12 protein-coding genes and 1 rRNA gene are annotated in these 12,918 nt (G+C 61.7%); all 13 read left to right on the top strand.

Translation table 11 applies throughout. The features are described from left to right. The first annotated feature begins 31 nt into the window (after positions 1-31). Positions 32-1,330, top strand: coding sequence for a histidinol dehydrogenase (hisD, locus tag M516_RS0117390; protein ID WP_029100245.1), 1,299 nt, complete (start codon positions 32-34; stop codon positions 1,328-1,330). Continuing rightward, the gene (gene hisB, locus M516_RS0117385) at positions 1,327-1,923 is read left to right on the top strand and encodes an imidazoleglycerol-phosphate dehydratase HisB (RefSeq protein WP_029100244.1); all 597 of its coding nucleotides are present in this window, start codon (positions 1,327-1,329) and stop codon (positions 1,921-1,923) included. Before hisD ends, hisB begins: the two co-directional genes overlap by 4 nt. A 2-nt stretch (positions 1,924-1,925) precedes the next feature. After that, on the top strand, positions 1,926-2,543 hold the full coding sequence (gene hisH / locus M516_RS0117380) for an imidazole glycerol phosphate synthase subunit HisH (RefSeq protein ID WP_029100243.1): 618 nt from the start codon (positions 1,926-1,928) through the stop codon (positions 2,541-2,543). After that, positions 2,540-3,277: a 1-(5-phosphoribosyl)-5-[(5-phosphoribosylamino)methylideneamino]imidazole-4-carboxamide isomerase gene (hisA, locus tag M516_RS0117375; RefSeq protein ID WP_029100242.1), complete on the top strand. Its 738-nt coding sequence runs from the start codon at positions 2,540-2,542 to the stop codon at positions 3,275-3,277. Before hisH ends, hisA begins: the two co-directional genes overlap by 4 nt. Position 3,278: 1 nt before the next feature. After that, a complete protein-coding gene (gene hisF / locus M516_RS0117370) occupies positions 3,279-4,037 on the top strand; it encodes an imidazole glycerol phosphate synthase subunit HisF (RefSeq protein WP_029100241.1) in 759 nt (252 codons plus the stop codon). Next, a complete protein-coding gene (hisIE, locus tag M516_RS0117365) occupies positions 4,034-4,687 on the top strand; it encodes a bifunctional phosphoribosyl-AMP cyclohydrolase/phosphoribosyl-ATP diphosphatase HisIE (RefSeq protein ID WP_029100240.1) in 654 nt (217 codons plus the stop codon). The genes hisF and hisIE overlap by 4 nt, the downstream gene beginning before the upstream one ends. Before the next feature lie 148 nt (positions 4,688-4,835). Next, positions 4,836-5,288 (top strand): GNAT family N-acetyltransferase, encoded by a 453-nt coding sequence (locus M516_RS24430; RefSeq protein WP_081656612.1) that lies wholly within the window; start codon positions 4,836-4,838, stop codon positions 5,286-5,288. Between the two features lie 30 nt (positions 5,289-5,318). Beyond that, entirely contained in the window at positions 5,319-7,259 is a 1,941-nt protein-coding gene (locus tag M516_RS23825; protein WP_051188281.1) for a transporter substrate-binding domain-containing protein, read from the top strand. Continuing rightward, positions 7,234-8,610, top strand: a complete 1,377-nt coding sequence (locus tag M516_RS0117350; protein ID WP_029100239.1) for a sigma-54-dependent transcriptional regulator — start codon at positions 7,234-7,236, stop codon at positions 8,608-8,610. The genes M516_RS23825 and M516_RS0117350 overlap by 26 nt, the downstream gene beginning before the upstream one ends. Before the next feature lie 180 nt (positions 8,611-8,790). Further along, positions 8,791-9,786, top strand: coding sequence for a TAXI family TRAP transporter solute-binding subunit (locus M516_RS0117345; protein ID WP_029100238.1), 996 nt, complete (start codon positions 8,791-8,793; stop codon positions 9,784-9,786). A 51-nt stretch (positions 9,787-9,837) separates the two neighbouring features. Continuing rightward, on the top strand, positions 9,838-10,341 hold the full coding sequence (locus M516_RS24425) for a DUF1850 domain-containing protein (protein ID WP_029100237.1): 504 nt from the start codon (positions 9,838-9,840) through the stop codon (positions 10,339-10,341). Beyond that, positions 10,342-12,309 (top strand): TRAP transporter permease, encoded by a 1,968-nt coding sequence (locus M516_RS0117335; RefSeq protein WP_029100236.1) that lies wholly within the window; start codon positions 10,342-10,344, stop codon positions 12,307-12,309. A 350-nt stretch (positions 12,310-12,659) separates the two neighbouring features. Further along, positions 12,660-12,918, top strand: a 16S ribosomal RNA gene (locus M516_RS0117330); the annotation flags it as partial.

Raw genomic sequence — 12,918 nt, 5'->3', positions numbered from 1 at the left:
ATCGTTAGGAAAGGAGAGGTAACCGGCAATGATGCGAATTGTGCAAGCCAATCAGTTCGACGCGAAACGCTCGGTGGAAACGGGAACGCGCGAACAGCAGGAAGCGGTGCGGGCCATTCTGGCCGACGTGCGGGAGCGGGGAGACGAGGCTGTCCGGGCATATACGGAGCGGTTTGACCGGGTCCGGCTGGAGAACTTTCGGGTGAGCGAGGCGGAATACGCCGAGGCAGAGGCGCTGGTGGCCCCCGCAGTGAAAGCCGCGCTGACGGAAGCGGCGGCCAACATCCGCGATTTTCACCAGCGGCAGGTGCGCCAGTCGTGGTTTACCGCCAAGGAAAGCGGCACCGTGCTGGGGCAGATCGTCCGGCCGCTGAAACGCGTCGGCCTGTACGTGCCCGGCGGAACGGCCGCCTATCCGTCCAGCGTGCTGATGAACGCCATCCCGGCCAAGATTGCCGGCGTCCCGGAAGTGGTCATTGCCACGCCGCCGGGACCGGATGGCAGGATCAATCCGGCGATTCTGGTGGCGGCCGGCATCGCCGGCGTGAACGAAATCTACAAGGTGGGCGGCGCGCAGGCGATCGCCGCCCTCACCTACGGCACCGCGCAGATCAAGCCGGTGGACAAAATCGTCGGGCCGGGAAACATCTTCGTGGCGCTGGCGAAACGGGAAGTATTCGGCCTGGTCAGCATCGACATGGTGGCCGGCCCGAGCGAGATCGTCGTGCTGGCTGACGAGACGGCCAACCCGCGTTACGTGGCCGCCGACCTGCTGTCCCAGGCGGAGCACGATCCGATGTCGGCCGCCGTGCTGGTGACGCCGTCCCGCGCGCTGGCGGAAGCGGTGGCGCAGGAAGTGGAGCGGCAGTTGACCGAACTGCCCCGCCGCCAGATTGCTGAGGCGGCGCTGCGCGATTATGGCGCCATTTTGCTGGTGAACGATCTGGACGAGGGATTTGCGGTGATCAACCGGCTCGCCCCCGAGCACCTGGAGATCATGATCGACAACCCGTTTGACCAGTTGGGCAAGGTGGAAAACGCCGGGGCCATTTTCCTCGGACCGTACAGCTCGGAGCCGGTCGGGGACTATTTCGCCGGCACCAACCACGTCATCCCCACCAACGGCACGGCCCGTTTCTCCTCGCCGCTGTCGGTGGACGACTTTGTGAAAAAATCGAGCGTGGTGTCCTACAGCAAACGGGACCTACAAGAGCACGGCCATAAAATCGTCGCCCTGGCGGAACAGGAAGGGCTGGCCGCCCACGGACGGGCCATTCAGGAGCGGCTCAACGACTTTGCCAAAGAAGAGCAGGAGCGTGACCAATCATGAGCGACAACAGACGGGCGGCGCAGATCGCGCGCACGACCAACGAAACGGACATCGCCCTTTCCTTTGCCGTCGACGGCACGGGGGAAAGCAGACAGGACTCCGGCGTGCCGTTTCTCGACCACATGCTGGACCTGTTTACCCGCCACGGACACTTTGATCTGACCGTGAAGGCAAAAGGGGACATCGAGATCGACTACCACCACACCGTCGAGGACATCGGCATCTGCCTCGGCCAGGCGCTGCGCGAAGCGTTGGGCGACAAAAAGGGCATCAAGCGCTACGGCAACGCCTTCGTGCCGATGGACGACGCGCTGGCGCAGGTGGTCATCGACATCAGCAACCGGCCCCACCTGGAGTACCGGGCAGCGTACCCGTCGCCGGTGGTCGGGCAGTTTCCCACCGAGCTGGTGCACGAGTTTCTCTGGAAGTTCGCCCTGGAGGCGCGGATCAACCTGCACGTAATCCTGCACTACGGCCACAATACGCACCACATGATCGAAGCCATTTTCAAAGCGCTCGGCCGCGCCCTGGACGAAGCGACGACGATCGATCCGCGCGTCAAAGGCGTACCGTCCACCAAAGGGGTTTTGTGACGATGATCGGCATTATCGACTACGGCATGGGCAATCTGTACAGCTTGAGCAAAGCGCTGGAACGGCTCGGATACGCCTATGAGTTCGTCTCCCGCCCGGAGCGGCTGGACGACTTTGCGGGCGTGATCCTGCCGGGAGTCGGGGCGTTTGGCGACGCGATGGCCAACATCCGCCGGCTTGGACTGGAGGAGGGCATTCGCGCGTACGCGGCGTCCGTCCGGCCGGTTCTCGGCATCTGCCTCGGCATGCAGCTCCTGTTTGAAAAAAGCGAAGAGCACGGCACGCACACCGGCCTCTCCCTGTTGGGCGGGGAAGCGGTCCGTTTCCGCGGCGACTACAAGGTGCCGCACATGGGCTGGAACCAACTGCAGGTGAAGCAGGAGCACCCTCTCCTGGAAGGCGTGCAGAGCGGGGATTACGTCTACTTTGTTCACTCCTACCATGTGCGGGTGAGCGATCCGACCGTGCTGTTGGCGACCAGCGACTACCATCAGGACGTCACCGCCATCGTCGGGCGGGACAACGTGTTCGGCATGCAGTTTCATCCGGAAAAGAGCGGCGACACCGGCATGCGGCTGCTGCGCAACTTTGCCGGACGGTGCGAGGGGGGAAAGGCATGAGGTTTACGATCTATCCGGCTATCGATATTCGCGGCGGCAAATGCGTGCGGCTGTTCCAGGGTGACTACGCGCAGGAGACGGTGTACGCCGATTCGCCGCTGGAGATGGCCCGCCAGTGGGTGGCCCAGGGAGCGTCCTGGCTGCACCTGGTCGACCTGGACGGGGCCAAGGAGGGACAGCCGGTCAACGGCGAACTGATCAAGGAGATCGCCCGCACCGTGCCGGTACCGGTGCAGGTGGGCGGCGGCATCCGCACGGAAGGGCAGATTGCCGGCTATCTCGAGGCGGGGGTCGCCCGCGTCATTCTCGGCACGGCCGCCATTGAGGACGAACCGTTTACGGAACGGATTTTGCGCCGGTACGGGAACAGCGTGGCGATCGGCCTGGACTGCCGCAACGGCATGGTAGCCACCCGCGGCTGGCTGACCACGACGGACGTGTCGGCGGTGGAGCTGGCGAAGCGGCTGGTTTCGTACGGCGCGGAGACGTTCATCTACACGGACATCGCCCGGGACGGCACGCTGACCGGCCCCAACGTGGAGGAGATCGCCGGGCTGGCGAAAGCCACCGGCAAATCGGTGATCGCTTCGGGCGGCGTAAGCGCGCTGGACGATCTGCTGACGCTCGCTGCCTGCACGGCGGACGGCGTCTCGGGGGCGATTGTCGGCAAAGCCCTCTACACGGGCGCGTTCACCTTGGCGGAAGCGTTATCCCGGATGGAGGAGCGTGAGTAGCATGCTGGCCAAGCGCATCATTCCCTGTCTGGACGTAAAAGACGGCCGGGTCGTCAAAGGGGTGCAGTTCGTCGGACTGCGGGACGCCGGGGACCCGGTGGAGCTGGCGAAAAAGTACAGCGAAGAAGGGGCGGACGAGCTGGTCTTCCTCGACATCTCCGCCTCCCACGAAGGGCGCAAGACGATGGTGGACGTGATCGAACGGACGGCGGCCAACATCACGATTCCCTTTACCGTCGGCGGCGGGATCAACAGCGTGGAGGACATGAAGCGCATCCTGCGCGCCGGAGCGGATAAAATCTCGCTCAACACGGCGGCGGTGCTGCGGCCGGAGCTGATCCGCGAAGGGGCGACGGTGTTCGGCTCCCAGTGTGTCGTGGTCGCCATCGACGCCCGCCGTGTCGGCCCCGGCCGCTGGGAAGTGTACACCCACGGCGGACGCAACGCCACGGGCCGGGACGTGATCGACTGGGCGCGGGAGGCGGAAGCGCTCGGCGCCGGCGAGATTCTGCTCACCAGCATGGACGACGACGGCGAAAAGAAAGGCTTCGGCGTGGAGCTGACGCGGCTGGTCTCGGAGGCGGTCGGCATTCCGGTGATCGCGTCCGGCGGCGCGGGAGCGCGGGAGCATTTCTACGACGTGCTGACGGAGGGCAAGGCGGACGCCGCCCTGGCCGCGTCCATTTTCCACTACGAAGAGACATCGATTCAGGCGGTCAAAGAGTACCTGCTTGCGAAAGGAGTTGTCGTGCGGCCATGACCCAAACCATTCCCTGGGAGCAATTGCGCTTTGACGAAAACGGGCTGATTCCTGCCATCGTGCAGGACGCGGTAAGCAAAGAGGTGCTGACGCTCGCCTACATGAACAAAGAGTCGCTGGCGAAGTCGCTGGAGACAGGAGAGACGTGGTTCTGGAGTCGTTCGCGGCAGGAACTGTGGCACAAAGGAGCCACGTCCGGCCACACCCAGCGGATTGTGTCCATGCGGTACGACTGTGACGGAGACGCCCTGGTCGTGCAGGTCGTGCCCCACGGCCCCGCCTGCCACACCGGTTCGTACACCTGCTTTGGCGGGGCGATCGCGTACGGAGGGGAAGCGGCGGAGGGAGCGGAGCAGGCGCCCGTCCCTGACCGGTTTGCGATCCTGAACGAGCTGGAGCGGCTGATCGCCTCCCGCGAGGCGGAACGGCCGGAAGGGGCGTACACCACGTATCTGTTTGAAAAGGGCGTCGACAAGATTTTGAAAAAAGTAGGAGAGGAAGCGGCGGAGGTAATCATCGCCGCCAAGAACCGCAGCCACGACGAACTGCGATACGAGGCGGCCGACCTGATCTACCACCTGCTGGTTCTCCTGCGGGAGCAAAAGCTGCCGCTCGACGACGTGCTGGCCGAACTGCGGCGGAGACGTTGACGCCACACGACCACTCCCTTTGCCGGGGAGTGGTTTTTTGCTAGAATGGAAACATCCGCCGAAGGGAAAGGAGTGGTGTTTATGCAGCATATCTTGAATGATTTTGCAAGCGCTTTCGCATACATCATTTCGAAAGGCGGGGATCCGATTGATCAAAGGAGAGCGAGTGGAGCTGCGCCCGGTCACGGAAGCGGACCTGGTGCGGCTGTTTGAATGGCGAAACGACGAGGAAGTGGCCAGGTGGGCGACCGGTTCGGAGGCGGCCGAATACAGCAACCTGCCGCTGGAATCGCTGCGGGCGATGTACGCGGAGGCCGTGCGCAGCACGCGTCCGTCTGACAATTTGCGCGGGTGCGTATTTTCTGTCTACACCCTGGACGGCGTGCATATCGGCACATGCGATTACCGCGACGTCCGGCCTGATCCCAAGCAAACCGACGACAGAAGCGATGGATCAGACAGGCGGCGGACATGGCGGCTGAGATGTTACACAACAACTGACCGCTCACACACCTGCACGATGGGACACCTACAGGAGAAAACGCCGGTACGATGGGGGCCTCTGCCAGGCAGGGGCCTCTTCCGGTTGGCGGCCGTGTGAAAGACGAAGCGACGAAAGGAGGACAGCGCTGTGAACCGACGATGGTGGGCCATCGCCCTGCTGGCTTTGGTCTGGCTGTATCCCGCGAATGCGTCAGCCGGCGACGTGCTGCGGGTCGTCTTTGACAAGGAGCTGCCCCCGTTTTCCTACACGGACGAACACGGCGACGTCTCCGGGTTTAACGTCGACTTGATCCGGGCCATCGCCGAGCAAAACGGCTTCGAGCTGGAGTTCGTGCCGCTGGAGTGGGAGGATGCCGTCTCCTACCTGCTGCACGGCAAAGCGGATGTCCTGCTGGGGATGAAATACACCAGCCGGTACGATCGGGTCGTCGACTTCAGCGAATCGTTTTTCACCATGTCGGAGGTGCTGCTGGTTCCGAAAGCCGACAGCGACATCTACACCCTGAACCACTTGAAGGAAAAGGTGGTGGCGGTGCAGCGGGGGAATACCGGCATGGATCTGGTGCAGGACATCCGCAGGGTGAAACTGCTCGTCTCCTTCAACCAGCGGGACGCCCTGGACAATCTGATGCGGGGGAGAGCAGACGCGTTTATCGGCAACCGCTGGACCGCCGCCTACTTCCTCGACAAGGCGGGCAGGCGCGACGACTTTGTGATGCGTTCCGGCCTGATCAACCCGACCGACTACGCCTTTGCCGTTCGGGAGGGCAACTACGAGCTGCTGGACAAGCTGAACAAAGGACTGAACCAACTGTACCGGGACGGCACCTATACGCGGCTGTACAGCCAGTACTTTGAACCGTATTCGCCGCATGTCACCGACTGGTGGCGAAAACTGGTCATCGCCCTGGTGATCGCGATGGCGATCGTGGTTGTGACGCTGGTGACCATTTTTACCTGGAACAAACGGCTGCAGGAGGAAGTGCGACGGCAGACGGCGGCGTTGGCCGACCTGCTGGCGTTTCAGCGCAAGGTGCTGGACAACACGGAGAGCGCCATCCTCTCGCTGGACGTGAGCGGCCACGTGACGCTGGTCAATCAGGTGGCCCGCCGGCTGCTGTCCTTGTCCGACGACGTGTTGGGCCGCCACATCTCCTCCCTCTTGCCGCAATTGCCGCTGGAGACGCCGCTGGAGCAGTTGGCCCCTCGTCAGTACGAAGGGGAGTTTCAGTGGGAGCCCGGCTCCATCCGCGTCTTTCACTACTACATGGCGCCGTTTGCCAACGCGTCCCACGAGCACGTGGGATGGATCGTCAGCCTGCAGGACCGGACGGAGCAGAAGCGGCTGCAGGCCCGGCTGGTCGCCCAGGAAAAGATGCGGGCGCTCGGCCAGTTGGTGGCAGGCATCGCCCACGAGCTGCGCAATCCGCTGACCGCGATCAAGACGTTCGTCGAGCTGCTTCCGAAAAAGCTGGACGACGAGCGCTTCCGGGCGGAGCTGCTGCGGTACGTGCCGGAAGAGATGGAGCGGATGAACCGCATTTTGGAGGACCTGCTGGACTACTCCCGTGCCAAGCCGCTGCAGATGCAGAACGTCGAGCTGCGGGAGCTGGTCGGCTCCGTGCTGGGCCTGTTTGCCAGACGGATGGAGCGCGAGCAGGTGGAGGTGGTCGTGGAGGTGCCCGGCGAGCTGGTGATTCGAGCCGACCGCGCCCGGGTGAAGCAGGTGCTGATCAACCTGGTGATGAATGCGCTGGAAGCGATGGCGGCCAGCCCCCGCAAGCGCCTGACCATCCGTGCTGGCGGCGGGGCGGGCGGCGTGGAACTGGCGGTGGGCGACACCGGGGAAGGAATGGACCCGGAGGAGCTGCCCCACCTGTTCCAGCCGTTTTATACGACCAAAGCCCAGGGAATCGGCCTGGGGCTCTACCTGAGCGACAGGATCATGCGGGAGCACGGCGGCCGCATCGAGGCAAACAGCGCGAAGGGGAAGGGAACCACGTTTACGCTATGGTTTGAACGACAGGAAAAGGAGGAGAGCCATGCCCAACTTGCTCATCGTGGATGATGAACCGGCCATCTGCGCCTCGCTGTCGTTTGCGCTGGAAGACGATTACACGGTCTGGACGGCCGGGGACGAGCCGAGCGCGCTGGCCGTCGTCCAGCAGGAAGCGATCGACTGCGTCCTGCTGGACTTGAACCTGGGACACACGTGCGGCCTGGATTTGCTCGCCAAGCTGAAAGGCGTCAAGCCGGATGTGACCGTGATCATGATGACGGCGTACGGCACGATCGAATCCTCCGTCGCCGCCATGAAGGCCGGCGCCTACCACTACCTGACCAAGCCGCTGCACCTGGACGAGGTCAGGCTGCTTTTAAACAAGGCGCTGGAATTTCAGCATCTGCACCGGCAGGTAAAGGTGCTGAGCGAAGCGGTCAAGCAGCAGCAGTCGTACGCCGGGCTCATCGGCAAAAGCCAGCCGATGCAAAAGCTCTACCAGTTGATCGAGAAAGTGAAGGACATCACCTCCAGCATCCTGATCACCGGCGAAAGCGGAACGGGCAAGGAACTGGTAGCCCGGGCCGTCCACTTTCAGGGAAATCGCAGACACGCGCCGTTTTCGGTGGTCAACTGCGCCGCCATCCCGGAGCAGCTCCTGGAAAGCGAGCTGTTCGGCTACGAAAAGGGGGCCTTTACCGGGGCGTTTCAGCGTAAAATCGGACTGTTTGAGCGCTCGCACGGCGGCACGGTGTTTCTCGACGAGATCGGGGAAATGCCGCTGGCCCTGCAGGCCAAGCTGCTGCGCGTCATTCAGGAGCGGACGGTGACGCCGCTCGGCGGTTACGAGGCAAAAGAGGTGGATATCCGCATCATCGCCGCCACCAACCGGAATCTGGAGGAGGAAGTGGCGCGGGGAGCGTTTCGCGAAGACCTGTTTTACCGCCTCAACGTCATCCCGATCCGCACTCCGGCGCTGCGGGAGCGGCGCGAGGACATCCCGCTTTTGATCGAACACTTCCTCGACCTGTACGCCGTCAATCTGGGCAAGGGAAAGAAAGTGTGCAGCCCGGAGGCGCTCAAACGGTTGTACGCCTACTCCTATCCGGGCAACGTGCGGGAGCTGGCCAACATCGTCGAGTACGCGGTCGCCCTTTCTCAGGGAGAGATCATCACGACAGAGGACCTGCCGTTTTCCGTCAGCGAGCGGCCATCAGGCAGCCGGACGGCCCCTGCCGGACAGGAGGGCGTCTTTATCCCGGCCGGCATGTCCCTGGAGGAGGCGGAGCGGCGGATCATTCTCTACACCCTGGAGCGAAACGGCGGCCACCGGAAAAAGACGGCGGACCAGTTGGGCATCAGCGAGCGGGGGCTGCGGCAAAAATTGAAACAATACCTGGAATCGGAGTCATTCTCGTAATCCATTGTCGAACCGGCAAAAAATTCCGTGCGGGCGGGATTTTTTTGCCGGTTTTTCGTGGGCGGCGGCAGGAAAAACGGCAAAATTCGTCGTGTTTCGGCATGTGTGTCAGTTGGCACGGCATTTGCTTGCAAGTAGGGGTGTAAACGGTTTCAAACCAGAAAAGGGGGAATTGTCGTGTTGAAGAAAATGCTGACCATCTTGTCTTCCACGCTGCTGGTGCTCTCCGTGGCGGCCTGCAGCAGCCAATCTTCGCCTGCGCCGGGAGGGGGCAGTGCATCCGGCGGCGCTGCCGAGCAGAAGTTTTTGACCATCGCCACCGGGGGAAGCTCCGGTCCGTACTACACGATCGGCGGCGCGATGGCCAAGATCTACAAGGACAAGCTGGGCTACAACGCATCCGTCCAATCCACCGGCGCGTCCGTGGAAAACATCAACCTGCTGAAGACCAAAAAGGCGGACATGGCGTTCGTCATGTCGGACGTGGCCTCGTTTGCCTACAACGGCCAGGAAAACTTCAAGGATACCGGCGCCGTCAAGGACCTGAAGGCCATGGCCGGCCTGTATCTCAACTACGTGCAGATCGTCACGCTGAAAGACCGCAACATCAAATCCGTGGCTGACCTGAAAGGCAAGCGCGTCGGCGTGGGCGCTCCCAACTCCGGGGTGGAGGTAAACGCGCGGATGGTGCTGGCCGGGCACGGCCTCACCTACAACGACATCAAGGCGGACTACCTCTCTTATGCCGAGGCGGTCGAGCAGTTGAAGAACAACACGATCGACGCCGCCTTCGTCACATCCGGTCTGCCGAACTCCACGGTGATCGACCTGATGACCACCAAGGACGTGGAGATCGTGCCGATCAAAAAGGAAGACGTGGAGAAAATGGCGCAGCAGTTCCCGTTCTTCGTGTCGGCGGAAATTCCGGCGGGCTTGTACAAAAACGACCAGCCGGTGCCGACCGCCGCGATTCGCAACTTGATGCTGGTTCGCGGCGACTTGTCTGACGATCAGGTGTACAAGCTGACCAAGGCCTTCTTTGAAAACCTCGACACGCTGAAGGGCGCCCACAGCGCCGCGAAGGAGATCGACCCGAAGGAAGCGGGCAATAATCTGGTGGTGCCGCTCCATCCGGGGGCCGAAAAATACTACAAGGAAATCGGCGCTCTCAACTAATCCGGATCATTTTGAAAACCGATTCGCCAGGGATGCGGGAGGGATGACGGCATGAAGAGACGGGCGATGTGCGTGTTCCTCCTCGTTGTGGGGCTCGTCCTGACAGGGCCCCACCCCTTTTTGCTGCTGAAGGACTTTCAGCGGCAGGAGATCATCGGAGCGGTGCCGCTCGGGATGGACGACCGCTTTGAGATGGAATGGGTTCATTCGGTGGAGCTGACCCCGTGGCGGGAAACGTACCGGGTCCATTGGCTGCGCGGCATGGAGCTGGCCGAGACCTCGTTTCAATCGTTTGGAGCGGGCGTTCCGACCGCGTTTGCCGACGCGGTTGTCGCGGTCCACGACGGCTGGATCACGGTATCCGGACTGCACGAACAGCGGGACAGCGTCCTGTATGTCATCTCCCGGAAGGATTACAAGCTGACCGCGGGAGGCCAACAGTGGAAATTATCCGAAGTATTGCCGATGGGTACGTCGTTGGAGCTGTCAGTCAAGTGGTTCCCGTGGTGGTACCGGTATCTATACAGGTTGAAGCAGAAAGGAAGTGACGTGTAGGTGAGCACGCAGGCAAACCTGCCCAACCAGGAGGAAATCCGCTTGAACGAGAGCAAGGCCCAGGCTGTCCTGGAGGAGTACGACATGGAAGCCCGCTACCGCGTGTTTGAGAAAAAGTGGCTGCGCCTCCTGGTCTCCGGTGTGGCGATCGCTTTCGCCCTGTATCACTTGTACGCCGCGTACGCGATTCCGTTTGTGACCTTGAAGCATCGGTCGCTGCACGTGGCCATCGTGTTATGCCTCATCTTTTTGCTGTACCCGGGCCGAAAAAAGGCGTCCCGCAAACATCTGTCGCTTCTGGACGCGGTGTTGGCCGTAGTGTCGTTGGGCACGGCCGGCTATATTTTTATCTATTACCTGGACATCGTCAACCGCGGAGGGATTCCGTCTGCGCTGGACGTGACCTTTGCCACGATCACCTGTCTCCTGGTGCTGGAAGCGTCCCGCCGCGTGGCCGGCTGGGAGCTGACGGCGATGGCCGCCATTTTTGTCGCGTACGCCTATCTCGGTCCGTACCTGCCGGGCGAATTTGGCCACAGGGGGTATACGCTGAGCGATATCTTCAACTACATGTACGTGACGACGGAAGGGATTTTTGGCGACGCCATCGCGGTATCCGCGTCGTTCATCATTCTGTTCATCATCTTTGGCGCGTTTCTCTCCAAATCCGGCATGGGCACCCTGTTTAACGACCTGTCGCTGGCACTGGCCGGCAGCAGCAAGGGCGGTCCGGCCAAAGTAGGGGTGATTGCCAGCGCGGTCCACGGGTCGATCAACGGCTCGGCCGTCGCCAGCGTGGTGACGACCGGTTCCTTTACGATTCCGATGATGAAGCGCGTCGGCTACAAGCCGGAGTTCGCCGCGGCAGTGGAAGCAACGGCTGCCGTGGGCGGTCAAATCCTCCCGCCGGTCATGGGAGCGGCCGCTTTCATCATGGCCGAGACGCTGGGGGTGCCGTACGTCACGATTGCCATCGCGGCGCTGATTCCGGCGGTGATGTATTACTTCGGCCTGCTCGTCCAGGTGCACCTGCGCGCGGACCGCGACAACCTGCAAGGGCTGAGCAGGGACGAACTGCCGAAGGTAAAGGACGTCCTTCGCGAGCGCGGGCATCTGCTGCTGCCCCTGATCCTGCTGGTGGCGCTGCTGATGATGGGCTACACGCCCACGCTCGTGGCGGTGGTAACGATCGTGGCTACCGTGATCATCGCCGCGCTGCGCCCGTCCAGCCGGATGGGGTTCCGCGACATTCTGGCAGCGCTGGAAACCGGCGTGCGCGATACGCTGGGCGTGGCGGCCGCCTGCGCGTCCGTCGGGATTACCGTAGGCGTGTTCAGCCTCACCGGCCTGGGTCTGAAACTGGCCAACATCATCCTGATGATGGGCTCGGGCAGCCTGTTCATGACGCTGTTTTTCACGATGATCGCCTCCATCATTCTGGGGCTTGGCCTGCCGTCGATCCCGTGCTACATCATCACCGCGACGATGGCGGCGCCGGCGCTGTCCACGTTCGGCGTCGACCCGCTGGCGTCCCATCTGTTTGTCTTTTACTTTGGAGCGATTGCCAATCTGACGCCGCCCATTGCGCTGGCCGCATTTGCCGGAGCGGGGATTGCCGGTTCCGATCCGCAGCGGACCGGCTGGATCTCCTGCAAGCTGGCGCTGGCCGGGTTTATCGTCCCGTTTATCTTCATCTACAAACCGGGCCTGATGATCCTCAACTCCAGCGTGCTGGACATCGCCGTTGCTGCCGTCACCACCATTCTGGCCGTCCTGGCGCTGGCTGCCGCCACCGAAGGGTTCCTGTTAACCAGGCTGAACTGGGCGATGCGCCTGGTCTTGATCGGGGCAGGCGTTCTGCTGATCTTCCCGGAAGCCGTCTACATGGGCACTGGACTGGCGGCGATGGTCGCCGTACTGATGTATCAATTTCTCAAAAAGCGCGGTGCCGTTTCCATACAGGCTTGAGGATGAACGTTCCTTTTTCGTATGGAAGCTGCAGCAGAGGCACAGTGTCCCCTCCACGAACAGGAGGGGACATTCCTTTTGTCACCACCCGTTTTTGACACAAAAAAACTTTTAAAATTACCCTTGATTTTGTTTTTGTAATGTGATAGATTATTCCTTGTCGCCGATGAGCGATGACGAAATGAGAGAAACGATCTCGAAGATTGATAGAAAAAAGATCTTGACTCTCGAAAGTCGAATGTGATATAGTAGCAAATGTTCGACACGAAATGCTCCTTGAAAACTGAACAGCGAAAGCGTTGAACGAGCCTAGCAATTCTTTTTCTTGAAGCTAATGATTCAACTCAACTTTATTGGAGAGTTTGATCCTGGCTCAGGACGAACGCTGGCGGCGTGCCTAATACATGCAAGTCGAGCGGACCTGTTTGGAGCTTGCTTCAGACAGGTTAGCGGCGGACGGGTGAGTAACACGTAGGCAACCTGCCCGCAAGACCGGGATAACGTAGGGAAACTTACGCTAATACCGGATAGGGCATCCTCTCGCATGAGAGGGTGCGGAAAGGTGGCGCAAGCTACCACTTGCGGATGGGCCTGCGGCGCATTAGCTAG

It is taken from the genome of Brevibacillus thermoruber 423 (genome assembly GCF_000454065.1).
In the GTDB taxonomy this organism is placed as follows: Bacteria; Bacillota; Bacilli; order Brevibacillales; family Brevibacillaceae; genus Brevibacillus; species Brevibacillus thermoruber.
Note: the sequence above shows the minus strand (reverse complement) of the source record. Positions and strands in the feature narration are given on the sequence as shown.

Excerpts from the sequence above, each read along its gene's own strand:
- hisD (WP_029100245.1), top strand. The coding sequence starts at position 32 with ATGCGAATTGTGCAAGCCAATCAGTTCGACGCGAAACGCTCGGTGGAA.
- hisB (WP_029100244.1), top strand. The coding sequence starts at position 1,327 with ATGAGCGACAACAGACGGGCGGCGCAGATCGCGCGCACGACCAACGAA.
- hisH (WP_029100243.1), top strand. The coding sequence starts at position 1,926 with ATGATCGGCATTATCGACTACGGCATGGGCAATCTGTACAGCTTGAGC.
- hisA (WP_029100242.1), top strand. The coding sequence starts at position 2,540 with ATGAGGTTTACGATCTATCCGGCTATCGATATTCGCGGCGGCAAATGC.
- hisF (WP_029100241.1), top strand. The coding sequence starts at position 3,279 with ATGCTGGCCAAGCGCATCATTCCCTGTCTGGACGTAAAAGACGGCCGG.
- hisIE (WP_029100240.1), top strand. The coding sequence starts at position 4,034 with ATGACCCAAACCATTCCCTGGGAGCAATTGCGCTTTGACGAAAACGGG.
- M516_RS0117350 (WP_029100239.1), top strand. The coding sequence starts at position 7,234 with ATGCCCAACTTGCTCATCGTGGATGATGAACCGGCCATCTGCGCCTCG.
- M516_RS24425 (WP_029100237.1), top strand. The coding sequence starts at position 9,838 with ATGAAGAGACGGGCGATGTGCGTGTTCCTCCTCGTTGTGGGGCTCGTC.